The sequence below is a fragment of the Bombilactobacillus sp. ESL1092 genome (assembly GCF_058107465.1).
This window is the reverse complement of sequence record NZ_CM176594.1, coordinates 1395629-1418715: the sequence shown is the minus strand read 5'-3', so window position 1 is coordinate 1418715 and position 23087 is coordinate 1395629. Positions and strand designations below refer to the sequence as shown.

Below are 23087 nucleotides of genomic sequence, written 5' to 3'. Positions count from 1 at the left end.
ACGAATAATTGACTAATAATTTCCTTTTTACTTTCAAACGCTCAAAAAATTTTAGAATTTTTAAACTTATTAATAAGTATCTAGCTAGTAATTTATCCAAATCAAAATTATGATATAATAGTTGCCGAGATTATGGGAATGGAGCAAGATTCGTGACAAAAGTAAAAATCGTTTATGCCAGTATGACTGGTAATGATGAAGATATGGCAGATATTTTAAGTGAAGATTTTGAAAACGCCAAGATGGAAGTGGACGTCTCAGAAATCTCCCAAACTGATGTCCAAGATTTTCAAACCGCCGATCTCTGTATTGTGGTTAGTTACACTTATTCTGATGGTTTAGAAGGCAACATTCCAGACGAAGGCCTCGACTTTTATCATGACTTACAAGAAGCCGACCTCACAGGCAAAATCTTTGGTGTTTGTGGTTCAGGCGATACTTTTTATCAAGATTTTGCCATTGCAGTTGATCATTTTGAACAAGCATTTGAACAAGCTGGAGCCATTAAAGGAGCCACTAGTGTCAAAGTAGAGCTCGCCCCGCAGAGCGCCGATATTGCTAAATTAGACCACTTTGCCCAAACATTGATTGACCTATTCTAAGTAAGAGAAAAGAAGTTGACTCATGGATATCTATAAAAAGCATCGCGATTTTATTGTTTACACATTTTATGGTTTCTTAGCTTCTGTTATTAATGTCTTTGCTTTTCATATTTTACACAATCACTGGCGCATTAATATGTTAGTTGCCAATACTGTCGCCTGGCTGATTGCGAATGTTTTTTCTTTCATTGTTAACAAAAAAATTGTCTTTCAAAGCAGCTATCAAAATTGGAAAACTTTCATCCAAGAAAGTGGGCTTTTCCTTTCGCAGCGGTTACTGTCATTAATTTTAGATAATATTTTGATGTGGATTGGCATCAGCCTGTTACAATGGAACAATTTAATTGCTAAAATGTTAGACCAAATCATCGTTGGTTTAGTCAATTATTTATCCACGCAAGCTATTTTTTTGCGAGAAAATAGCGCCATGATTCAACATCTACATCAGCGGATTCATCGTGAAAAATGAAAGCACGATCAAAAAAAAGGTGAGACAAAAGTCCCACCTTTTTCATTACCATCATTATTAATGCCGTGAAAAAATGATCGGTTCATTTAGTGCTGTTTCTGCAAACAAAGCAATTTGTTGTTGCGTAATGTTTAATTGTACGATTTTATTTAATGGGGCAATATCAATCCAAGCTTGTCCCTTTAAATCAGTGACAATGGCAAAATCAAATTGCGCAAATTTAATATGCAACTGCCCCTGCTCTGCACACAACTCTAAGCGACCATACCCCGGATTAACGTAGACACCTAACCACTCTGGACGACTCAAAGCAACTTGTTTAGTAGCTCCAAATTGTTGTTGTAGCTGCTGCTTTTTTTGGCTAGCTTTTTGATGGTCATCTTGTAAAATCTTGTGTGTCCAATCAACTGTTGGTAATTGGGCTGCTTGATCAATTACTTGATAAGCCAAACCAAACATTGCATTCGTTGAATCTAAATTGGTGACCATGCCAAAAGCTAAATCTAATTCCGGTACAAAACCTAAAATTGCACAATAGCCAATAAAAGAACCCGTATGATAAAAATATTTATACCCGCGATAGGTTTCCATCATCATTCCAAAGCCGTAAGCACTCAATTGTGGCTGGGCATAATTGCGACTAGGTTGCATAACAATTTGTGGTTGATACATTTGCGCCGCATTATTATGTGACTGTTGTTGATAATTCTGCAATTGAAATTGCGCCCAGGTCAATAAATCTTGTGGCTTTGCTAACATACTGCTGGCCCCACCTAAATGACCAGGAGACATGAATTGCATTGGACGATAATGATTACCTTCTGGCAAATAAGCTGGAGCAATTTGCTCTAACGCTACTGCTTCATCATGTACATAAGTATTAGTTAAGTTTAAATCTGTTAATAGATATTGTTGTAGATAAGAATAATAATCCGTTCCTAAAACCTGCTCTAACGCAAATGTTAATTCAGCAAACATTAAGTTACTGTATTGCATTTTATAGCGTAGATCAACGTTCGGTTTTAAATATGGCACTTTCGTGACTACTTGACTTAAACTCAGTGGACCATTGGTAAAGCGCATTAAATCATGTGCCGGCACTCCACTACGATGACATAACAAATCACGCCACGTTAAATGTTTAGTAGCATAATCATCATAAACTTTAAATTGCTGCCAACTATCAATAATCGGTTGATCCAAATCTAAAACGCCCTGATCAGCTAGTTGACAAATGGTGGTTGCCAGAAAACTTTTGGAAATGGAACACAGGGGAAAGACCCATTGATCATCATAATCACCGTATCCCTGAACCATCGTTTGATCATGACTCGCTATTCCGACTCCACAAGCGGGCAAGTTGAACTGTTGAATACTATTAGCTAAAGTTTCATTTAATTGTGCAAAATCCATTAAATTTTCTCCTTTTTAATCATATTATAAAGAGTTAATTTAAAAAAACAAGTTACCAAGTCAATTGGTACAAATCGAACTCGTTTCGTCGTATACTTATTTTCATCAGGAGGTTCTTCAATGAAATATTTGCAGATTAGTCCAAACTTACCACCAGTATCCACTGTAGCTTTAGGTCTTATGCGCTGGAAAGATTTATCCACGGCTCAAGCCACTGCTAATTTAATTGCTGCCCAACAATGTGGTATTAATTTCATTGATTCTGCCGATATTTATGGCAATGGTCAATATGAACAAGTTTTCGGTAATGCCTTCACTACAGGCAATTTTCAACGTGAAGATTGGATTATTCAATCTAAGGCTGGTATTGTCCCGGGGCAACGTTATGATTTTTCAGCGCGATATTTATTGCACAGCGTCGAGCAAATTTTACAACGCCTACAAATCGATTATTTAGATTTGTTCATTTTACATCGCCCCGATCCACTGATGGATTTAGCAGAAGTTAATTCAGCTTTTCAACAACTACAGCAAGCCGGTAAAGTCAAAAACTTTGGCGTTTCCAACTTTAATGCCGCCCAGATTCAACTTTTACAATCAGGCTTATCTACTCCAATAGTTGTAGACCAATTGCAATTTAGCTTAGCTCATACTCAACTGATTGACTTTGGCTTGCATGTTAATATGGCCAACGCTTTCGCTATTGATCGCACTGGCGGCACTTTAGAATATTGTCAACAACACCACTTGACCCTTCAAGCTTGGTCACCTTTTCAAGCTGATTTTTCGAAAGGAACTTTTATTAATAGCGCACAATTTCCGCATTTAAACCAAGTTTTAGCCCAATTGGCCCAGAAATATCAAACTAATAAAAATGCGATTGCCGCTGCTTGGATTCTACGCCATCCCGCCAAAATCCAAGTTCTCTTAGGAACTACGCAGCCCAAACATATTATCTCTAGCAGTGAATGTACTGATTTTTCATTGAGTCGTCAAGAATGGTACGATCTGTACTTGGCAGCTGGTCATGATTTACCTTAAATCAAATGCCTATTGTTAGGACTAATTTATGACTTTTAAAGTACCATGAAAAAAGATGTTCGTATTACTGCGAACATCTTTTTTAACAAATAATTCATTTTATTTATGGTAACTAAACTCCGCTGGACGCTGCGCTAATTGTTGAAAATGATAACGAATAGCCGCACAAATGCGTTCACTCGCTAAACCATCACCATAGGGATTTTTGGCTTGAGCCATCGCTTGATAAGCTGCGGAATCATCTAACAGTTGACTCATTGCCGCTTTGACCTTTTGGGGATCAGTACCTACTAATTTCAAAGTCCCGGCTTGAACTCCTTCAGGACGCTCCGTCGTGTCACGTAAAACCAATACTGGCTTACCTAAAGCTGGGGCTTCTTCTTGAACACCGCCAGAATCGCTCATGATAAAATAAGACCGCGCAGCCAGATTATGAAAATCTAACACATCTAACGGATCAATTAAATGAATGCGTTCATGATCACCTAAAACTTCATGAGCAGCTTGTTGAACCACTGGATTTAAATGAACGGGATAGATAATTTCTACATCAGAATGACTTTGGACGACTTCTAGCATCGCTTGAAATACCCGTTTCATCGGTGCACCTTGATTTTCTCTGCGGTGCATGGTCACCAAAATCATTCGCTTATTAGGGTCAACAAGATCTAAAGCGTGATGATGATAGTCACTTTGGACAGTTTGTTCCAGCGCATCAATGGCAGTATTCCCAGTGACGAAAATTTGTTCTGCTGGATGATTTTCAGTTAATAAATTAGCTTTGCTTTGCTCCGTCGGCGCAAAATACAAATCCGCCAGATCATCGGTCATTTGCCGATTCATTTCCTCAGGCCAAGGTGAATACTTATTCCAAGTACGCAACCCCGCTTCCACATGACCAATCGCCGTTTGGTGATAAAAAGCTGACATGGCAGCCGCTAACGTAGTGGTTGTATCACCATGTACTAACACAATATCCGGCTGTTCTTGTTCAAAAACATCATCCATGTCTAACAAGACTGAACTAGTAATTCCACTTAATGATTGCTTTCTCTTCATAATGTTCAAGTCATAATCTGGATGAATATGAAAAATATCCAAGACTGAATCTAACATTTCTCGATGTTGAGCAGTAACAACTGTAGTGGTTTGAAAGTATTGGGCTTGCTGCTGTAATTTCAAGACCAAAGGTGCCATTTTAATTGCTTCTGGACGCGTTCCAAAAACCGTCATAACCTTGATTTTTTGCAAAATTGTTCCTCCTCAATCACCTATTTTATTTACACTAGGAGTTTTTTATGATTTATTTAATAATTTGCGGCATATTATTATTAATTTGCGGCTTTAGTTTAGTTTTTACTTTTGATCAAATTTTACACCAACATTGGCGCTACAGCTTCTTTTTTATTTTAAGTTTAATTATTTGTGGTTTAATTTTTTATTTCTTTCAAACAAAATTTTTGAAATAAAAAAGCCGCAGATCACTAATGAACAGCGGCAACACGATGATCTCGATCGGATTCGAACCGATGACCTACTGCTTAGGAGGCAGTTGCTCTATCCAGCTGAGCCACGAGACCATGGTTTAATCTTGCCACGAAATAACTCAACTGTAAAGATTATTTTTTGACACCATGATAACCTTGGCGTTTTTGATCACGTTGTCGTTTTTTAGAACGATGCCGAATAACTTTTGCTTTAGCCCCACTTTTGGAGGGCTGGGCCGTTACCAACTGTTCATCAACTAACTGCACTTTCCGTAATTTAATATGTTGCGCTTGCAATAATTCTTGTAATTGTCGAAAATCATGTTCGTTACCTAAAGTAATTACCTCGCCGTTACGCCCCATCCGACCAGTCCGACCGCTACGATGAATATACTCTGTTAAATTTTGCGGATTGTTCCAATTAATGACTGTCGTTAAATCCGGCAAATCCATGCCCCGAGCTGCTACATCCGTCGTCAATAAAAGTGAAGTATCACGCTTTTTAAAATTAGCTAGTGCATCAGCCCGCCGTTTTTTCGGATCACTGGTATCTAATACTGTAAAATACGTTTTACGATACCGCATATCGGCAGCATATTGGTGTAATTCTTTACTAGATTGATAAAAAACTAAATTGCGTTTGTGTTTGCGATGTGCTAAACGTTGTAAAGTAGCTGCTTTTTGTGAATTACTCGTCAATAAAAAGTAATGCTTGATCCCTGCCCGAAACTGTTGGTCGGCACGCAAATCAATCTTGAGAAAATCTTGAGGAAACCACTTGGATAATTCTTGAAAAATCGGCGCCGCTGTTGCTGAAAACAAGGCTAATTGAAACTGACCTTGCAAGCGACCCAATAAATCCCGTACCGGCGTCAATTTATCCATCAACAAATCATCAGCTTCATCAATGACCACCGTCTGGATTTTATTTAATTTAAATTTGCGTTTAACAACTAGATCTTTAATGCGCCCAATTGTTCCGACAACGACCTCAGGTTTTTGTTTTAAATGTTCAATTTGCCGCTGAACATTAGCGCCTCCAATCACCTCTAACACCCGTAACTGGGGATTTAAAGAGCGTAACACATTGCGCGTTTGAATAGCCAACTCCTGGGAAGGTTCCAGTACTAGTAACTGAATCCCACCATTAAGCGTTAATTTAGACAATAACGGCATTCCAAATGCTAATGTTTTACCAGAACCAGTAGGAGCTAAAGCCAGTAAGGATTTTCCTTGTTGTAGCGGTTCATAGACTTGTTCTTGAATCGGTGTCAAACTTTGAAAATGATGTTGCTGATAATATTTTTGATAAATCTTTGGTATTTGCATATTTTCCTCATTTCTCATCGGCAGTAAAGTGAATTTTCGCTGCTAAGCGCACCGTTGTTAAAATTTGATTCACTTGATCAGCTAATTGCCAGAGCCGTAAGAATTCTTTGTGATCATGTTGTTGAATAATTTGACTAAAAACTTGCGCTTCCGCCAGCATCGGATTGTGATCCGCAAATTTTTGCACTTGCTGGTTTTGATCATCCCAAATTTTTCGAATGGTGCCACCATCATTAAATAAAAGCGTTTGGTGATTACTATAAATTTCCGATGGTAATAAAGAGTTACTAATTTTGCCTACTAATAGGGTTACGTCGAACTCGTGATAATGTAAGACTAAAGTCCCTTGACCATCAACTTTCGTCGCAATCATTTGCGGAAAATACTGAGCCGTTAGTGGTTGTCCAAATAAGCAAAGGGCATCATAAATTAAATAAACTCCCAAATCATATAAGGCGCCGCCCGAAAATTTGGGTGAAAACACATTCGGTTCTTGGCCCGCTAAGACTTGATCATAGCGACTAGAGTATTTGCGATAAATAATCGTGGCGCCCGTAATTACTGGTAATTCGGCCACTCGTTGTTGTAATTGGTGAAATTCAGTCTCATGAATATGCCGGGCAGCTTCAAAAATAAATAACTCCGGATGTTGTTTTAAAAAAGCTTTAATTTGTAAAAATTCAGAGCGCGTGGAGACCAACGGTTTCTCTACAATCACATGTTTGTGGCATTCTAAAGCGGCCATAATATCTTGAAAGTGACAACTATTAGGTGAAGCCACATAGATCACATCAACTTGGGAACTAGTAAAAAGTTGTTCACGTTGATCGACTAACTTAACGTCTTCTATTTTTAATTGCTGCGCCAATTTTTGAGCATGACTTAATGTGCGTGAATAAATTGTTGTCAATTGAAAACTAGCCGTAGCCTGAATTGCTTGCACAAATTGTTTAGTGATCCAATTGGTACCAATTACACCTAAACGTAACATTTTACCAACCTCCTGTTTGCAAAAAAGCCGCCCATTGCTGCTGATTGCCGTTAAATACTAATAAACTATACTGATTGGCAGTTGCCAAACTAGGAATGCGTCCAGCATCCGTATATTGCCAAAATTTCACTTGATCACCCTTAATGGGATGGGGTCTAGTCTGTAAAATACCGCCACATGAATTATGCTTGATCAAATAATTCAAGGCTGGATCTGTTTGAATTAAAACTGGGCGCTGATAATATTTTACCAGCAAACTTTGTAATCGTGAAACAGATTTATCAATTTGGTGCGCAGTTAACTGCGAAGCTGAGGGAGCTTTAACTTGCAGAACTAACGGTAACGTTCCTACTCGAGTACCAACACTAGCCTTAATATTAGTAAACTGGGCCTGTGGTGAAGTTTGCCAACTAAAATCATGCTCAATACCATACGGTAATTGCGCGCCTTGAATCCGCCAATAATTACTTAAGAATGCATCATCAAAATAATCTGCACCTTGAGTGGCCCTTAAATAAACAAAATCTATGCCATGTTTCTTCAGCAAATGAAAGTCCTGATAGCCATCCGTTTGACTCAAGCTAACTCCTAAAACTGGATAGTTGCTAGTACTGGGACGACCACTTTTTTGCCAATAATTGAAAATTTGTTTACTCACAAAAAGCCCTGCCAAAACCAATAATAAAAAGCCCACAAAGAGCAGTTGTTTTTTATGAAATTTTTGTTGACGGACCATTAATCGTGACTGCATTAAAAATCTTTGCCTCTCTCTTAAAATCAAGTACAATACTCAGTATTAAGAAAATTTAGTTAGGAATGAAGCAAATGAAACGTCAATTATCTCTTTTCTCGGCTCTGGCTACCGTCATGGGGACTGTCATCGGTGGCGGAGTCTTTTTTAAAGTTGCTAGTATTACGCAATTAACCAAAAGTTCCTGGCTTAGTATTTTAGTTTGGCCATTAGCCGGAATTATTACCCTCATGGCTGGTTTAACCGTTGCCGAATTAGCTGCTACTTATCCTGAAAACGGTGGTCCCGTTAAATACCTCAGCGAAATTTATGGACCCAAGATTGCTTTCTTGTTTGGTTGGTCCTTAATCATTGTATACTATCCCGCTAATATTGCAGCAATTTCCATCGTTTTTGGAACGCAAGCACAACAACTATTTAATTTACCACACATTTCGCCAACCATGTGGGCGCTAATGTGCCTTTTTTCATTAGTTATTGTCAACTGGTTAGGTAGTAAGCTCAGCAGTCAAGTACAAAAATTGACTTTAATTATTAAATTGATTCCAATTATCGCTATTATTATTGCTGCCTTGGGGTTTAATACCACTAACAATTTAAATTGGAGTCATTTAACATCAGCCTTAACCTTTCAACATCCGCAAGCTTTCGGGCAAGCTTTACTCGCTACTTTATTTGCCTACGATGGTTGGCTAAGCATTGGTAATTTAGCTGGTGAAATTAAACGTCCGGAAAAAAATTTAGCGCATGCTATTATTTGGGGATTAATCGCCGTAACCATTGTTTATACTTTACTAAACTGGAGCTTTATCAAAATTTTGCCCTTTACCCAAATTGCGGGCAATCAAAACGCTGCTATGCAAACGGCCCAAAAATTATTTGGGCCGCTGGGTGGCAAAATTTTAACCATCGGTATTTTAGTATCAGTTTATGGTGCAGTGAATGGTCACTTAATGGTTGGTTCTCGCATGCCGTATACTTTAGGTATTCAAAAACAATTACCAGCAGCCCATTTTTTTAGCCATTTAAATGCCAAAACAAAAATGCCCACCAACAGTTTATTATTCGAAAGTTTAATTGCCGTCATCATGATTTTTTCGGGAACTTTTGACACTTTAACCAATATGTTGGTTTATATCTCTTGGATCTTTTCAATTCTTCTGTTCATCGGAATTTTTATTCTCCGTAAAAACAAACCTAATTTGCAGCGACCGTATCAAATTATTTGGTACCCCATCCCTCCTATTTTAGCAATTTTAGGTGGTTTATTTATTGTGATCAATACTACGGTCAGTCAACCATTACTAGCCTTAGCCGGTTTGGGATTAACCTTAACTGGCTGGCCCGTTTATTACTGGCAGCACCGCCAATTGCAAAATTAAGTACTAATCATGAATAATCTAAAAAGTGATGCGACTAAGCACAATTAGTTCAAACCAACTGTGCTTTTGTCACATCACTTTTTGTTTTGGCTAAAATATTAATTATTAGTAAAATCAACTACCATTCGCCCAACAATTTGATTATTTTTCATTTCATCAATAATATCGTTAATTTCTGATAATTTACGCGTTTGGACAATCGGCTTTACTTTATGTTCAGCTCCAAAAGCAAAAGCTTCAGCCAAATCTTGCCGAGTACCAACTAATGAACCAGCAACTTTAATCCCATCTAAAACAGTTTTAGAGATATTTAAAGACATGTCTCCTTGAGGTAAAGCAATCGCTACTAACGTTCCATCTGGTCTTAATGAGTTAACTGCAGATGTAAATGCCGACGAGCTCACAGCCGTAATAATTGCACTATGAACACCACCAACTTTAGTTTGTAAAACATCAGCAGCATCTTCGGTTTGCGAATTAATTGTCAGATCAGCCCCTAACTTTTTAGTAGCTTGCAATTTTTCATCATTAATGTCGACTGCTGCTACATGCGCACCAAAAACATTCTTAGCATATTGTACTGCTAAATTGCCTAAGCCACCAGTGCCAACCACTTCAACCCATTGACCAGGACGAACATTTCCGGTCTTCAAGCCCTTATAAACTGTTACTCCCGCGCAAGTTAGAGAAGTAGCCTCAATCGGATCTAAATCAGCGGGAACTTTAACTGCATAGTCAGCAGGAACGATACATTCTTCAGCCATCGCACCGTCAACATTAAACCCAGAGTTTAAAACATTACGGCATAAAGTTTCACGGCCAGTCGTACAATATTCGCAATGCCCGCAGCCTTGATAAAACCACGCAATTGATACTCGATCACCAATTTTTAAAGTAGAAACTCCAGCGGCTACTTGAATCACTTTACCAACACCTTCATGCCCGATAATGCGGCCGGGAACTTTACCAAAGTCACCCGCGGCTACATGCAAATCCGTATGACACAAGCCACAGTATTCCATCTTAACTAAAGCTTCACCGGCTCGCAGATCACGTAACTTAACATCTTTAATATCAACATAACCATCGCAATTGTCCCGTACTACTGCTGCTTTCATATCAGTTAACCTCTTTTTGATTTTTTGAATCCTACAATTGAATTTTAAGTGAATATCTTCACATGGTCAAGAGATTTTTTAATTTTTACTTAAAAAACAAAAAAAGCATTTAATATAATTAGTTTATAACTATATTAAATGCTTTGAGATTTTAATTGAAGTTTATTAATAAATTGCTTTTATTCAACTGGTTCAACCCAGCCTTCAGGTCCTTTGCGATCACCAAATTGAATGCCAGTTAAGATGTCATACAACTTCTTGGTCACTGGTCCGACCTCAGTTTGACTATAAAAGACGTGCATCTTACCATTGTGCTCCAAACCACCAATTGGTGAAATAACTGCCGCTGTACCACAAGCCCCAGCTTCTGCGAAACGATCTAAATCATTGATATAAACATCACCTTGCTCAGTTGGCATGTTTAACTCATGCTCAGCTAAATACAAAAGTGAATATTTGGTAACACTCGGTAAAATAGATGGTGATTTTGGTGTCACAAACGTACCATCTTTCGTAATTCCAAAGAAATTGGCTGATCCAACTTCTTCAATCTTTTCATGATTAACCGGATCCAGATAAACACAATCGGAAAAACCATGCTTTTGCGCAGCGTCACCAGGCATTAAACTAGCAGCATAGTTACCACCAACTTTACTTTGTCCAGTTCCTTTATGCGCTGCCCGATCATATTGCGAAGTGGTGAAATTAGTTGGTGTTAAACCACCTTTAAAGTAATTACCAACTGGCATTGCAAAAATCCGAAAAATATATTCAGTTGCCGGATGTACACCAATCATGCCGCCAACACCCATCATAATTGGTCGTAAATATAACGTTGCTCCGTTACCATAAGGTGGCACAAAATCAATGTTCGCCTTCACCACTTGTTTCACAGCATCTACAAACATGTCAGTTGGTACTTGTGGCATCAACAGACGCTGACAACTGTTTTGCATTCGTTGCGCATTTTGATCGGGACGGAATAATTGCACATGACCATCTTTAGTACGATAAGCTTTTAAACCTTCAAAAACTGATTGTCCGTAGTGTAAGGCCGTTGAATCCTCATTAATTGTTACATCACTTTCGGTGACCAAACCTTCATCTTGCCATTGACCATCTTTGTAAGTTGCCTGGTAGCGATAAGGTAAGTCTAAGTAATTAAATCCTAAATTATTAAAATCAACCTCTGATGCTTTTACTTTAGCCATCTTACTTACCTCTCTTTTTAATTTTTATTTAATTTAAAGAATAGCATTAAATCCTATTTTGTCAAGAATGGTTTTATAGAAATAGCTTATCTTTTAATTTTTATTAATTTAAAAATAGCTATAATTAATTTTAATTAATGTTGCATTTTTAATAAATTAGTAGCGTCACTTAGTATGTCCTGGCAGATAAACTGTAATTTGCTCTTTATCATATCGATGATGTGTTTCAGACAATTCAAACGGAACATTATTTTCTAAAAAAACGACCTGACGCAAACGCAAAATGGGATCAGAATTCTGACAAGCTAAATACTGTTGGTCAGCTGCCGTGGCTTTGGCAGCACTAATCTTACGGTAAGCAGCACCAATTTTTTGATGCAACGTGGTTTCAATGTAACGATAGACTGAAGCCTTTAAAACCGTTTCGTCGATGCCGGGCACAATTTTGACTGGCATTTTTGTATACTCCAAAGCATAAGGTTCACGATCAACTAAACGTTGGCGTTGAATATCATAAACCATTTCGTGCGGTGTCAAATTTAGTAACTGACACTCTTCAGCATTAGGATAGCGAATTTGAAATTGAATAATTTGACTGGTCACACGACTTTGATCACCAACTAATTTAGTCGTACCAATATATTGATCCACTGCACGATCAAAGTGAGAAGTTTTTAACGCGGTAGTTCGAACAAAAGTCCCCGCTCCTCGCTGAGTATAGACCAAGCCAACCTTTATCAACTGTTCAATGGCTTTGCGAACTGTTACGCGACTAGTTTGAAATTCTTGAGCCAATTTACTTTGCTGTGGAAAAGGTGTTCCCGGTAAATACGTTCCGTTTTGAATCCGTTTTTTTAAAGTTGCAGCAATGATTAAATATTTAGGTTTTTGTGCCATCAACTGATCCCACCTTTTTATCACTTGAATTAAGTTTATCACTCTCCACTAGGCCATTGAAAGATTCAATAAAAAGTATTTACATTTAAAAATAAATGTCTATACTTAAAAGTGGTTTTAAATGTTAGCGATTACAAAAAAGGAGTATAAATTATGACACAGTTACCAGATAACTTTTTCTGGGGTAATTCTACCTCTAGTATGCAGACTGAAGGTGCAGCTAACGAAGGTGGCAAAGGCGCTTCTGTTTATGACCTACGCCCCAGTGGCCCCAACAATTCTGATTGGTCGGTAGCCATTGATGAATATCACCGCTATCCCGAAGATATTGCCTTAATGAAGGATTTAGGAATGAACTTCTATCGTTTTCAAATCTCTTGGAGTCGTGTGCAACCTGATGGCGAAGGCCAGTTTAATAAACAAGGTCTCAAATTTTATCATGACTTAATTGATGAATTACTTAAAAATGGTATTCAACCGATGATTTGCTTATATCATTTTGACATGCCTTTAAAGCAAGCACAAAAATATAATGGCTTTGTGAACAAACATGTGGTTGACAATTTTGTGACTTACGGTCAACAAATGGTGATTGAGTTTTCTTCACAAGTCAAATATTGGCTCACGTTTAACGAACAAAATTTATATAGTACCCAAGAAGCCTTTCATTGTAGTGGCTACTTAAAGGGGCAAAAAACTACTCGTGAACTGTTTCAAATTCAACATAATTTAGCTTTAGCTCATGCGCGTATCGCTAACTTTATTCATCAAAATTATCCTGATTTAAAAATTGGCGGAATGGAAGCTTTCCAAGAAATTTATCCCGCTACTGCTAATCCACAAGATGTGGCCGCAGTTAGAAAATTTAAAGAATTTACAGATTATAATCTTTTGCGCATTTTTACTGAAGGACAATATTCAGACGAAGTAGTGGCCTTTATGAAGCAACAACACTTAGAAGACATTTTACAAACTAGTGAGCTAGCTGAAATCAAACAAACCCGTAGTGATTTTATCAGTTTTAGCTATTATGCAACCTCTTGCCTAGACAGCTCTAAAATCCCCGTTGGGACTATTCCTAATGACTTTGGTTCCGTAGGTCATGCGCATAATCCTTATTTACAAACTAATGAATGGCAGTGGCAAATTGATCCCCAAGGTTTTTATGGTATTTTAATGGACTTAGCTAACCGCACTCACTTACCGATTTTCCCAATTGAAAATGGTCTTGGGGTCCGTGAAAGTTGGGATGGTCAACACGAAATTAATGACGATTACCGTATTAACTACCATCGCCAACATTTAGTGGCCTTAAAACAAGCAGTCCAAGATGGCGCTCACGTTATTGGTTATTTGGGTTGGGGGTTAATTGATATCCCAAGTTCCCAAGGCAATGTTGATAAACGTTATGGCGTTGTTTATGTCAATCGCACGAATCATGATCTCAAAGATTTAAAACGAGTACCCAAAAAAAGTTATCACTGGCTGCAAAAAGTAATCCAATCCAATGGTAATCAATTATTTTAATAGTAAATAGACCAACAGTGAAACACGAGCAAATATTCTTCAATCAGATTTAACCATAAGGAGGTTGTTTTAATGGCTCAAACTGCTTCAGCAAATAAAAGTCGTGGCAAACGCTTTTTTGATAAATTTACTGAAATTTCTGTCAAAATTGGTAATGAAGTTCACTTACGCTCTTTGCGAGATGCTTTTGCCACAATCATGCCCCTCTTCATTTTAGCTGGCTTAGGTGTCTTAATGAATAATGTAGTCTTTCCTCTATTTGCTCATGGCAAAACCTTAGCCAATTTACAAATTTGGGGCAGTGACATTAGCAACGGGACCTTAAACATTGCCGGATTAGTTTTAGCACCAGCAATTGGTTATACCTTATCAGTTAATAAAAAGTATAAGAACGGAATTCTTGCGGCTATTATTTCCTTAGCTAGCTTAATTGTTATGATGCCAGCTACAGTTAAGTTAACCATTGCCCACAGTACGAAAAATATTAACGTCACTGGTGGCTTATCTTATACTAACTTGGGCACCACAGGAATGTTCTCTGGCATTATTATTGGATTATTAGCAACCGAATTATTTATTGGTTTATCAAATATTAAACATTTAAAAATTCATCTCGGAGAAAATATTCCGCCAGCAGTAGCCGCTTCGTTTAACGACTTGATTCCCTCTATCTTAACTTTAAGTATTTTTGCACTCATTTCCGCCCTATTGATGGTTTTCGGTAAAACTAACTTGATTGACCTGATTACCAACTTAATTCAAGAACCATTACGCGGCTTTACGACTAGCTTACCGGGGATGCTTTTTATCTATAGTGTAGGAAACTTTCTCTTTACTTTAGGTATTCACCAAACAGTTATCAATGGGACTTTACTGGATCCATTATTATTAATCAATATGAATAAGAATATGGCAGCCTTTGAAGCACACAAACATATTCCCTATATTTTGACTTATACTTTTCGCGATGTGTTCGGAATGATTGGTGGTACGGGCTGTACCTTGTGTTTATTAATTGCTATTTTTATTTTTTCCAAAATGAAATCCAGCAAAGAAATTGCGGGATTAGCCATTGCGCCTAGTATCTTTAATATTAATGAACCCGTCATCTTTGGCTATCCTATCGTTTTTAATATTCCTATGATGATTCCTTTTGTTTTAATGCCCGTCATTGGTGATTTAATTGCTTACTTTTTCACAGCCATTGGTTGGATGAATCGTGTCGTGGTTTTAGTTCCGTGGACCACTCCGCCACTCCTAAATGCTTATTTATGTACTGCCGGTGATTGGCGTGCCGTCATTGTACAATTATTAATTATCATTATCGGCGTGCTATTTTATTTACCATTCATGTTTATTAGTGAACGTACAATGCAAAAAAGCGCCCAATTGTAAAATTAAAATAAACAAATTTTAAAAAACAAGTCTTGTTTGATTTTCTAACCAAGCAAGACTTGTTTTTTAAGGTTCTATAATATTGAGTGTTGATAAGTATTTCGTCGACACTCTTTTTTATGTAGACCAATTTATTTTGAAACACAAAAAAACAGCTAACATAATTAAGTTAACTGTTTCATCAGATACCGGTGATCGGGGTCGAACCGATACTCCTTTAACAGGAACTGGATTTTGAATCCAGCGCGTCTGCCAATTCCGCCACACCGGCAAAATATTAATAATAAACCATGGCTAAAGCCAAAGGCGGTAACCGGATTTGAACCGGTGGTCAAGGTTTTGCAGACCTCTGCCTTACCACTTGGCTATACCGCCAGGTAAAAATTGGGTTAGCTGGATTCGAACCAGCGCATAATGGAGTCAAAGTCCATTGCCTTACCACTTGGCTATAACCCAATAAAGAAAAGGGCGGTATATGAGACTCGAACTCATGTATGCCGGTGCCACAAACCGGTGTGTTAACCAACTTCACCAATACCGCCAGGATATAACAGGGATAGTAGGAGTTGAACCCACATCGACGGTTTTGGAGACCGTTGTTCTACCATTGAACTATATCCCTATTATGATGGAAGGGAGTGGATTCGAACCACCGAACCCGAAGGAGCGGATTTACAGTCCGCCGCGTTTAGCCAGACTTCGCTACCCTTCCATAAATGGCGCGGGACAGAATCGAACTGCCGACACATGGAGCTTCAATCCATTGCTCTACCGACTGAGCTACCGAGCCATCTAACGGTCCTAACCGGACTTGAACCGGTGATCTCCTGCGTGACAGGCAGGCGTGATAACCAACTACACCATAGGACCAAATTGCGGGAGTAGGGTTTGAACCTACGACCTTCGGGTTATGAGCCCGACGAGCTACCAGACTGCTCCATCCCGCGATAATTATAAAGGAGGATGTGGGATTTGAACCCACGCACGCTGTTACACGCCTGACGGTTTTCAAGACCGTTCCCTTAAGCCACTTGGGTAATCCTCCAAATCGCAATAAACATGGAAAAAATTCCAACGGAGAAGGAGGGATTTGAACCCTCGCGCCGCTTACGCGACCTACACCCTTAGCAGGGGCGCCTCTTCAGCCACTTGAGTACTTCTCCAATGGGCCTAAATGGACTTGAACCATCGACCTCACGCTTATCAGGCGTGCGCTCTAACCAGCTGAGCTATAGGCCCATAAGCGGGTGACGAGAATCGAACTCGCGACAACAGCTTGGAAGGCTGTGGTTTTACCACTAAACTACACCCGCAATCTTTAACAAAAATGGCGCGGGACAGAATCGAACTGCCGACACATGGAGCTTCAATCCATTGCTCTACCGACTGAGCTACCGAGCCATCTAACGGTCCTAACCGGACTTGAACCGGTGATCTCCTGCGTGACAGGCAGGCGTGATAACCAACTACACCATAGGACCAAATTGCGGGAGTAGGGTTTGAACCTACGACCTTCGGGTTATGAGCCCGACGAGCTACCAGACTGCTCCATCCCGCGATAATAAAATCTTACCACAAAGTCCATAAAAAATCTATGGACCTTGTAGGACTCGAACCTACGACCGAACGGTTATGAGCCGTTTGCTCTAACCAACTGAGCTAAAGGTCCGATTAATAGCGGCGAAGGGGATCGAACCCCCGACCTCCCGGGTATGAACCGGACGCTCTAGCCAGCTGAGCTACACCGCCATAGCTATTAAAAAGCTAATCGGGAAGACAGGATTCGAACCTGCGACCCCCTGGTCCCAAACCAGGTGCTCTACCAAACTGAGCCACTTCCCGAAAAAAACATGCACCCAGTAGGAGTCGAACCTACAACCTTCTGATTCGTAGTCAGACACTCTATCCAATTGCGCTATGGGTGCTCATTATAATGCCGAGGACCGGAATCGAACCGGTACGGTAATCACTTACCGCAGGATTTTAAGTCCTGTGCGTCTGCCAGTTCCGCCACCCCGGCGTGATTATAATGAAAGCGGAAGACGGGATTCGAACCCGCGACCCCCACCATGGCAAGGTGATGTTCTACCACTGAACTACTTCCGCAAAATGCCGACTAGAGGATTCGAACCTCCGACCCTCTGTTTACAAGACAGATGCTCTGCCAGCTGAGCTAAGTCGGCATAATAAAAATAAAACTATAACATATTTCAAAGAACATGCAAGTGCGGGAGAAGGGACTTGAACCCATACGTCCAAAGGACACTAGAACCTAAATCTAGCGCGTCTGCCAATTCCGCCACACCCGCAAAATGAGTCGCGTGGGGCTCGGACCCACGACCCACGGCTTAAAAGGCCGTTGCTCTACCAACTGAGCTAGCGACTCAATGGAAGATACAGGGCTCGAACCTGTGACCCTCTGCTTGTAAGGCAGACGCTCTCCCAACTGAGCTAATCTTCCAAGATAATAAGAGCAGCATGGCAACGACCTATCCTCGCAGGTAGTTTCCCACCAACTACTTTCGGCGCTGAGAAGCTTAACTTCTGTGTTCGGCATGATTCCAGGTGTTTCCTCCTCGCTATCGCCACCACACTTGCTCTCTTCTTACCTTCTGAAAGAACCTTAGTCCTCTCAAAACTGAATATTATGTTCTTACTCGACACCCTTGGTTAAGCCCTCGACCGATTAGTATTGCTCAGCTCCATGTATCACTACACTTCCACTCGCAACCTATCTACCTCATCTTCTTTGAGGGGTCTTACTTCATTACTGAATGGGAAATCTCATCTTGAGGTGGGTTTCACACTTAGATGCTTTCAGCGTTTATCCCTTCCATACTTAGCTACCCAGCTATGCCTTTGGCAAGACAACTGGTACACCAGTGGTATGTCCATCCCGGTCCTCTCGTACTAAGGACAGATCCTCTCAAATTTCCTACGCCCGCGACGGATAGGGACCGAACTGTCTCACGACGTTCTGAACCCAGCTCGCGTACCGCTTTAATGGGCGAACAGCCCAACCCTTGGGACCGACTACAGCCCCAGGATGCGATGAGCCGACATCGAGGTGCCAAACCTCCCCGTCGATGTGAACTCTTGGGGGAGATAAGCCTGTTATCCCCAGGGTAGCTTTTGTCCGTTGAGCGATGGCCCTTCCATACGGTGCCACCGGATCATTAAGCCCGACTTTCGTCCCTGCTCGACTTGTCTGTCTCGCAGTCAAGCTCCCTTCTACCTTTACACTCTACGAATGATTTCCAACCATTCTGAGGGAACCTTTGGGCGCCTCCGTTACTGTTTAGGAGGCGACCGCCCCAGTCAAACTGCCCACCTGACACTGTCTCCCGCCGTGCTTCAACGGCGCGGGTTAGAGCTTTCATATAACAAGGGTAGTATCCCACCAGCGCCTCCTTCGATACTAGCGTACCGATCTCTACGGCTCCTACCTATCCTGTACATGTTACACAAAAACTCAATATCAAGCTACAGTAAAGCTCCATGGGGTCTTTCCGTCCTGTCGCGGGTAACCTGCATCTTCACGGGTATTATAATTTCACCGAGTCTATCGTTGAGACAGTGCCCAAATCATTACGCCTTTCGTGCGGGTCGGAACTTACCCGACAAGGAATTTCGCTACCTTAGGACCGTTATAGTTACGGCCGCCGTTTACTGGGGCTTCAATTCTGGGCTTCGACCAAAGTCTAACTCATCCTCTTAACCTTCCAGCACCGGGCAGGCGTCAGCCCCTATACGTCATCTTACGATTTTGCAGAGACCTGTGTTTTTGATAAACAGTTGTTTGGGCCTTTTCACTGCGGCTGGCTCTTACACCAGCACCCCTTCTTCCAAAGTTACGGGGCTATTTTGCCGAGTTCCTTAACGATAGTTCTCTCGCTCACCTTAGGATTCTCTCCTTGACTACCTGTGTCGGTTTGCGGTACGGGTATTCAGTGTCTCACTAGAAGCTTTTCTCGGCAGTGTGACTATTGTGCTTCGCTACTTTAATTTCGCTCCCTATCACAACTCATCCTTCGCGGTTATAAGCATTTGACTCATATCCAGACTCGCTGCTTAGACATGCTTTTCCAGCTGCATGCTCACAATTCATCTCCTGCGTCCCTCCATCGTTCAAACAACACTGAACAGTACAGGAATCTCAACCTGTTTTCCATCGATTACGCCTCTCGGCCTCATCTTAGGTCCCGACTAACCCTGGGCGGACGAGCCTTCCCCAGGAAACCTTAGTCATCCGGTGGACCAGATTCTCACTGGTCTTTCGCTACTCATACCGGCATTCTCACTTCTAAGCTCTCCACCAGTCCTCTCGATCTGGCTTCTTCGTGCTTACAACGCTCTCCTACCACGTACATCTTTCGATGCACATCCACAGTTTCGGTACCATACTTAGCCCCGGTACATTTTCGGCGCAGAACCACTCGACTAGTGAGCTATTACGCACTCTTTAAATGAGTTGCTGCTTCTAAGCCAACATCCTAGTTGTCTGTGCAGTTCCACTTCCTTTTCCACTTAGTATGGATTTTGGGACCTTAACTGGTGATCTGGGCTGTTCCCCTTTCGACGATGGATCTTATCACTCACCGTCTGACTCCCGGAGAAAATTTTTGGCATTCGGAGTTTATCTGAATTCAGTAACCCATGTTGGGCCCCTAGTCCAAACAGTGCTCTACCTCCAAGATCCTCTTCTCCGAGGCTAGCCCTAAAGCTATTTCGGAGAGAACCAGCTATCTCCAAGTTCGTTTGGAATTTCACCGCTACCCACACCTCATCCCCGCAATTTTCAACTTACGTGGGTTCGGTCCTCCAGTGCGTTTTACCGCACCTTCAACCTGGACATGGGTAGGTCACTTGGTTTCGGGTCTACGACTACGTACTCTCTTTCGCCCTATTCAGACTCGCTTTCGCTGCGGCTCCGTCTTCTCAACTTAACCTCGCACGCAATCGTAACTCGCCGGTTCATTCTACAAAAGGCACGCCATCACTCTTTAACGAGCTCTGACTACTTGTAGGCACACGGTTTCAGGATCTATTTCACTCCCCTTCCGGGGTGCTTTTCACCTTTCCCTCACGGTACTTGTTCTCCATCGGTCACTAGGGAGTATTTAGCCTTGGGAGATGGTCCTCCCTGCTTCCGACGGGGTTTCACGTGCCCCGCCGTACTCAGGATACTGGTAGAGTGTCTCTGATTTCGCCTACTAGACTATCACTATCTCTGGTTCAGCTTCCCAACTGATTCAGCTATCTTCGACTATCTCACGTCCCAGTCCTACAACCCCAAAGAGCATGCTCTCTGGTTTGGGCTCTTTCCGTTTCGCTCGCCGCTACTCAGGAAATCGATTTTTCTTTCTCTTCCTATGGCTACTTAGATGTTTCAGTTCACCACGTCTTCCTCACTTACAACTTTCGTCGCAGTGTGACTAAGCTTTACCTTAGCCGGGTTCCCCCATTCGGATATCTCCGGATCTTCGTTTACTTACAACTCCCCGGAGCATTTCGCTGTTCGTTGCGTCCTTCTTCGGCTCCTAGTACCTAGGCATCCACCGTGCGCCCTTATTATCTTAACCTTACTTATTACTTCTTACTTTCGAATCTCTCGATTCTCGGTGTCTTTCTTCTCATAATATTCAGTTTTCAAAGTACTAATGTTTGAGAGTAGACCTCTCAAAACTAAACAAAGTTTCTTGCCAACTGCTTTCCGTTTATTTTTCCTTAGAAAGGAGGTGATCCAGCCGCAGGTTCTCCTACGGCTACCTTGTTACGACTTCACCCTAATCATTTGTCCTACCTTAGACGGCTAGCTCCCCGAAGGGTTACCCCACCGGCTTTGGGTATTACAAACTCTCATGGTGTGACGGGCGGTGTGTACAAGGCCCGAGAACGTATTCACCGTGGCATGCTGATCCACGATTACTAGCGATTCCAACTTCATACAGGCGAGTTGCAGCCTGCAATCCGAACTGAGAATGGTTTTTAGAGTTCTGCTTGCCCTCACGAGTTCGCTTCTCGTTGTACCATCCATTGTAGCACGTGTGTAGCCCAGGTCATAAGGGGCATGATGATTTGACGTCGTCCCCACCTTCCTCCGGTTTGTCACCGGCAGTCTCACTAGAGTGCCCAACTTAATGCTGGCAACTAGTAACAAGGGTTGCGCTCGTTGCGGGACTTAACCCAACATCTCACGACACGAGCTGACGACAACCATGCACCACCTGTCTTCCTGTCCCCGAAGGGAACCCTGTATCTCTACAGCTTTCAGGAGATGTCAAGACCTGGTAAGGTTCTTCGCGTTGCTTCGAATTAAACCACATGCTCCACCGCTTGTGCGGGCCCCCGTCAATTCCTTTGAGTTTCAACCTTGCGGTCGTACTCCCCAGGCGGAGTGCTTAATGCGTTAGCTGCAGCACTGAGAGGCGGAAACCTCCCAACACTTAGCACTCATCGTTTACGGCATGGACTACCAGGGTATCTAATCCTGTTCGCTACCCATGCTTTCGAGCCTCAGCGTCAGTTACAGACCAGAGAGCCGCCTTCGCCACTGGTGTTCTTCCATATATCTACGCATTTCACCGCTACACATGGAGTTCCACTCTCCTCTTCTGCACTCAAGTTTGACAGTTTCCGATGCACTTCCTCAGTTAAGCTGAGGGCTTTCACATTCAGACTTTTCAAACCGCCTGCGCTCCCTTTACGCCCAATAAATCCGGACAACGCTTGCCACCTACGTATTACCGCGGCTGCTGGCACGTAGTTAGCCGTGACTTTCTGGTTGAATACCGTCACTACTTGAGCAGTTACTCTCAAGCACGTTCTTCTTCAACAACAGGATTTTACGATCCGAAAACCTTCTTCATCCACGCGGCGTTGCTCCATCAGACTTTCGTCCATTGTGGAAGATTCCCTACTGCTGCCTCCCGTAGGAGTTTGGGCCGTGTCTCAGTCCCAATGTGGCCGATTACCCTCTCAGGTCGGCTACGTATCATCGCCTTGGTGGGCCTTTACCTCACCAACTAGCTAATACGCCGCAGGTCCATCCTTTAGTGACAGCCGAAACCGTCTTTCATTCCTTAATCATGTGATTAAGCACTTTATGCGGTATTAGCAACTGTTTCCAATTGTTATCCCCCGCTAAAGGGCAGGTTACCTACGTGTTACTCACCCATCCGCCGCTCGCGTCCATATCTTCCTACCCGAAGGTATTCCGTTACTTCTGCTCGCTCGACTTGCATGTATTAGGCACGCCGCCAGCGTTCGTCCTGAGCCAGGATCAAACTCTCATTTTTTGTTAGTTTGTTGACTCAGACTTAGAACTCTAACGTTCTTTGTCTTCTTTATTACTTTTAAATTGACAGGTTCTTTTTCAAGAACCCAGCACTTGGCTTTTAAAGAAACTTTGTTCAGTTTTCAAAGATCTACTTAACTTTTTGTTGATTACCACTTGATTAAGCGGCTCATTTAG

The 23087-nt window shown here is 41.5% G+C and carries 14 protein-coding genes, 27 tRNA genes and 3 rRNA genes; 6 read left to right on the top strand and 38 right to left on the bottom strand.

Translation table 11 applies throughout. From position 1 onward, the window contains the following. Positions 1-152: 152 nt before the first annotated feature. Both AC3B6Y_RS06585 and AC3B6Y_RS06580 read left to right on the top strand, forming a co-directional pair. Positions 153-602, top strand: coding sequence for a flavodoxin (locus tag AC3B6Y_RS06585; RefSeq protein ID WP_489790751.1), 450 nt, complete (start codon positions 153-155; stop codon positions 600-602). A 22-nt stretch (positions 603-624) separates the two neighbouring features. Beyond that, positions 625-1071, top strand: a complete 447-nt coding sequence (locus tag AC3B6Y_RS06580) for a GtrA family protein (RefSeq protein ID WP_489757290.1) — start codon at positions 625-627, stop codon at positions 1069-1071. 57 nt (positions 1072-1128) lie between these two features. Here the strand turns inward: AC3B6Y_RS06580 and AC3B6Y_RS06575 are convergent, their stop codons facing one another. Continuing rightward, entirely contained in the window at positions 1129-2484 is a 1356-nt protein-coding gene (locus AC3B6Y_RS06575) for a serine hydrolase domain-containing protein (protein WP_489790750.1), read from the bottom strand. 120 nt (positions 2485-2604) lie between these two features. Here AC3B6Y_RS06575 and AC3B6Y_RS06570 point away from each other — a divergent pair, with 120 nt between their 5' ends. Continuing rightward, positions 2605-3525: an aldo/keto reductase gene (locus tag AC3B6Y_RS06570; protein WP_489790748.1), complete on the top strand. Its 921-nt coding sequence runs from the start codon at positions 2605-2607 to the stop codon at positions 3523-3525. 99 nt (positions 3526-3624) lie between these two features. Here AC3B6Y_RS06570 and wecB read toward each other — a convergent pair whose 3' ends face one another. The 5 genes from wecB to AC3B6Y_RS06545 form a co-directional block, all read right to left on the bottom strand. Continuing rightward, positions 3625-4776 (bottom strand): non-hydrolyzing UDP-N-acetylglucosamine 2-epimerase, encoded by a 1152-nt coding sequence (wecB, locus tag AC3B6Y_RS06565; protein ID WP_489790746.1) that lies wholly within the window; start codon positions 4774-4776, stop codon positions 3625-3627. Between the two features lie 255 nt (positions 4777-5031). Then, positions 5032-5105: transfer RNA gene (locus AC3B6Y_RS06560), tRNA-Arg, on the bottom strand. Between the two features lie 39 nt (positions 5106-5144). Then, positions 5145-6341, bottom strand: coding sequence for a DEAD/DEAH box helicase (locus AC3B6Y_RS06555; protein WP_489790744.1), 1197 nt, complete (start codon positions 6339-6341; stop codon positions 5145-5147). 7 nt (positions 6342-6348) lie between these two features. Further along, entirely contained in the window at positions 6349-7332 is a 984-nt protein-coding gene (locus tag AC3B6Y_RS06550; protein WP_489790742.1) for a Gfo/Idh/MocA family protein, read from the bottom strand. Between the two features lies 1 nt (position 7333). After that, the gene (locus tag AC3B6Y_RS06545; protein WP_489790740.1) at positions 7334-8083 is read right to left on the bottom strand and encodes a GH25 family lysozyme; all 750 of its coding nucleotides are present in this window, start codon (positions 8081-8083) and stop codon (positions 7334-7336) included. A 74-nt stretch (positions 8084-8157) separates the two neighbouring features. Between AC3B6Y_RS06545 and AC3B6Y_RS06540 the strand changes: the two genes are divergently transcribed. Beyond that, positions 8158-9465, top strand: coding sequence for an APC family permease (locus tag AC3B6Y_RS06540; protein WP_489757283.1), 1308 nt, complete (start codon positions 8158-8160; stop codon positions 9463-9465). A 98-nt stretch (positions 9466-9563) separates the two neighbouring features. Here AC3B6Y_RS06540 and adhP read toward each other — a convergent pair whose 3' ends face one another. The 3 genes from adhP to AC3B6Y_RS06525 all read right to left on the bottom strand — a co-directional run bounded on the left by adhP (position 9564) and on the right by AC3B6Y_RS06525 (position 12691). Continuing rightward, complete coding sequence (gene adhP, locus AC3B6Y_RS06535) at positions 9564-10583, bottom strand: alcohol dehydrogenase AdhP (RefSeq protein WP_489790738.1); 1020 nt, start codon at positions 10581-10583, stop codon at positions 9564-9566. 179 nt (positions 10584-10762) lie between these two features. Next, a complete protein-coding gene (locus AC3B6Y_RS06530; RefSeq protein ID WP_489757281.1) occupies positions 10763-11794 on the bottom strand; it encodes a branched-chain amino acid aminotransferase in 1032 nt (343 codons plus the stop codon). Between the two features lie 165 nt (positions 11795-11959). Beyond that, a complete protein-coding gene (locus AC3B6Y_RS06525; protein WP_489757280.1) occupies positions 11960-12691 on the bottom strand; it encodes a GntR family transcriptional regulator in 732 nt (243 codons plus the stop codon). 153 nt (positions 12692-12844) lie between these two features. Here AC3B6Y_RS06525 and AC3B6Y_RS06520 point away from each other — a divergent pair, with 153 nt between their 5' ends. Next, positions 12845-14218 (top strand): glycoside hydrolase family 1 protein, encoded by a 1374-nt coding sequence (locus AC3B6Y_RS06520; protein ID WP_489790736.1) that lies wholly within the window; start codon positions 12845-12847, stop codon positions 14216-14218. A gap of 72 nt (positions 14219-14290) precedes the next feature. Continuing rightward, a complete protein-coding gene (locus tag AC3B6Y_RS06515) occupies positions 14291-15613 on the top strand; it encodes a PTS sugar transporter subunit IIC (protein WP_489790734.1) in 1323 nt (440 codons plus the stop codon). A 186-nt stretch (positions 15614-15799) separates the two neighbouring features. Here the strand turns inward: AC3B6Y_RS06515 and AC3B6Y_RS06510 are convergent. The 29 genes from AC3B6Y_RS06510 to AC3B6Y_RS06370 all read right to left on the bottom strand — a co-directional run bounded on the left by AC3B6Y_RS06510 (position 15800) and on the right by AC3B6Y_RS06370 (position 22911). Further along, positions 15800-15884 (bottom strand) — tRNA-Leu (locus AC3B6Y_RS06510). A gap of 33 nt (positions 15885-15917) precedes the next feature. Beyond that, positions 15918-15988: transfer RNA gene (locus AC3B6Y_RS06505), tRNA-Cys, on the bottom strand. A 9-nt stretch (positions 15989-15997) separates the two neighbouring features. Then, positions 15998-16069: transfer RNA gene (locus AC3B6Y_RS06500), tRNA-Gln, on the bottom strand. Positions 16070-16080: 11 nt separating this feature from the next. After that, a tRNA-His gene (locus tag AC3B6Y_RS06495) sits at positions 16081-16154 on the bottom strand. Between the two features lie 10 nt (positions 16155-16164). After that, a tRNA-Trp gene (locus tag AC3B6Y_RS06490) sits at positions 16165-16235 on the bottom strand. Positions 16236-16242: 7 nt separating this feature from the next. Beyond that, positions 16243-16325, bottom strand: a tRNA-Tyr gene (locus AC3B6Y_RS06485). Positions 16326-16330: 5 nt separating this feature from the next. Continuing rightward, positions 16331-16403: transfer RNA gene (locus tag AC3B6Y_RS06480), tRNA-Phe, on the bottom strand. Between the two features lie 6 nt (positions 16404-16409). Then, positions 16410-16483, bottom strand: a tRNA-Asp gene (locus tag AC3B6Y_RS06475). A gap of 3 nt (positions 16484-16486) precedes the next feature. After that, positions 16487-16560 (bottom strand) — tRNA-Met (locus tag AC3B6Y_RS06470). A gap of 10 nt (positions 16561-16570) precedes the next feature. Next, positions 16571-16658, bottom strand: a tRNA-Ser gene (locus AC3B6Y_RS06465). A 30-nt stretch (positions 16659-16688) separates the two neighbouring features. Then, positions 16689-16776 (bottom strand) — tRNA-Ser (locus AC3B6Y_RS06460). Between the two features lie 2 nt (positions 16777-16778). After that, a tRNA-Ile gene (locus AC3B6Y_RS06455) sits at positions 16779-16852 on the bottom strand. A 3-nt stretch (positions 16853-16855) separates the two neighbouring features. Then, positions 16856-16926 (bottom strand) — tRNA-Gly (locus AC3B6Y_RS06450). A 15-nt stretch (positions 16927-16941) separates the two neighbouring features. After that, positions 16942-17014, bottom strand: a tRNA-Phe gene (locus AC3B6Y_RS06445). A gap of 6 nt (positions 17015-17020) precedes the next feature. Then, positions 17021-17094 (bottom strand) — tRNA-Asp (locus AC3B6Y_RS06440). 3 nt (positions 17095-17097) lie between these two features. Beyond that, positions 17098-17171, bottom strand: a tRNA-Met gene (locus AC3B6Y_RS06435). A gap of 37 nt (positions 17172-17208) precedes the next feature. Further along, positions 17209-17282 (bottom strand) — tRNA-Ile (locus tag AC3B6Y_RS06430). A gap of 6 nt (positions 17283-17288) precedes the next feature. Further along, positions 17289-17362 (bottom strand) — tRNA-Met (locus tag AC3B6Y_RS06425). A 19-nt stretch (positions 17363-17381) separates the two neighbouring features. Next, positions 17382-17455, bottom strand: a tRNA-Pro gene (locus tag AC3B6Y_RS06420). Between the two features lie 9 nt (positions 17456-17464). Next, positions 17465-17538: transfer RNA gene (locus AC3B6Y_RS06415), tRNA-Arg, on the bottom strand. A gap of 9 nt (positions 17539-17547) precedes the next feature. Continuing rightward, positions 17548-17633 (bottom strand) — tRNA-Leu (locus tag AC3B6Y_RS06410). 14 nt (positions 17634-17647) lie between these two features. After that, positions 17648-17719: transfer RNA gene (locus AC3B6Y_RS06405), tRNA-Gly, on the bottom strand. A gap of 4 nt (positions 17720-17723) precedes the next feature. Beyond that, positions 17724-17796 (bottom strand) — tRNA-Thr (locus tag AC3B6Y_RS06400). 43 nt (positions 17797-17839) lie between these two features. Next, positions 17840-17922: transfer RNA gene (locus AC3B6Y_RS06395), tRNA-Leu, on the bottom strand. A gap of 4 nt (positions 17923-17926) precedes the next feature. Continuing rightward, positions 17927-17999: transfer RNA gene (locus AC3B6Y_RS06390), tRNA-Lys, on the bottom strand. Between the two features lie 2 nt (positions 18000-18001). Further along, a tRNA-Val gene (locus AC3B6Y_RS06385) sits at positions 18002-18074 on the bottom strand. A 15-nt stretch (positions 18075-18089) separates the two neighbouring features. Then, positions 18090-18206, bottom strand: a 5S ribosomal RNA gene (gene rrf / locus AC3B6Y_RS06380). Positions 18207-18279: 73 nt separating this feature from the next. Next, positions 18280-21195, bottom strand: a 23S ribosomal RNA gene (locus AC3B6Y_RS06375). A 149-nt stretch (positions 21196-21344) separates the two neighbouring features. Beyond that, positions 21345-22911, bottom strand: a 16S ribosomal RNA gene (locus AC3B6Y_RS06370). Together the 16S, 23S and 5S rRNA genes with 26 tRNA genes alongside form the textbook arrangement of a ribosomal RNA operon. Between the last annotated feature and the right edge of the window lie 176 nt (positions 22912-23087).

Excerpts from the sequence above, each read along its gene's own strand:
- AC3B6Y_RS06580 (WP_489757290.1), top strand. The coding sequence starts at position 625 with ATGGATATCTATAAAAAGCATCGCGATTTTATTGTTTACACATTTTAT.
- AC3B6Y_RS06575 (WP_489790750.1), bottom strand. The coding sequence starts at position 2,484 with ATGGATTTTGCACAATTAAATGAAACTTTAGCTAATAGTATTCAACAG.
- AC3B6Y_RS06570 (WP_489790748.1), top strand. The coding sequence starts at position 2,605 with ATGAAATATTTGCAGATTAGTCCAAACTTACCACCAGTATCCACTGTA.
- AC3B6Y_RS06555 (WP_489790744.1), bottom strand. The coding sequence starts at position 6,341 with ATGCAAATACCAAAGATTTATCAAAAATATTATCAGCAACATCATTTT.
- AC3B6Y_RS06550 (WP_489790742.1), bottom strand. The coding sequence starts at position 7,332 with ATGTTACGTTTAGGTGTAATTGGTACCAATTGGATCACTAAACAATTT.
- AC3B6Y_RS06545 (WP_489790740.1), bottom strand. The coding sequence starts at position 8,083 with ATGCAGTCACGATTAATGGTCCGTCAACAAAAATTTCATAAAAAACAA.
- AC3B6Y_RS06540 (WP_489757283.1), top strand. The coding sequence starts at position 8,158 with ATGAAACGTCAATTATCTCTTTTCTCGGCTCTGGCTACCGTCATGGGG.
- adhP (WP_489790738.1), bottom strand. The coding sequence starts at position 10,583 with ATGAAAGCAGCAGTAGTACGGGACAATTGCGATGGTTATGTTGATATT.
- AC3B6Y_RS06530 (WP_489757281.1), bottom strand. The coding sequence starts at position 11,794 with ATGGCTAAAGTAAAAGCATCAGAGGTTGATTTTAATAATTTAGGATTT.
- AC3B6Y_RS06525 (WP_489757280.1), bottom strand. The coding sequence starts at position 12,691 with ATGGCACAAAAACCTAAATATTTAATCATTGCTGCAACTTTAAAAAAA.
- AC3B6Y_RS06520 (WP_489790736.1), top strand. The coding sequence starts at position 12,845 with ATGACACAGTTACCAGATAACTTTTTCTGGGGTAATTCTACCTCTAGT.
- AC3B6Y_RS06515 (WP_489790734.1), top strand. The coding sequence starts at position 14,291 with ATGGCTCAAACTGCTTCAGCAAATAAAAGTCGTGGCAAACGCTTTTTT.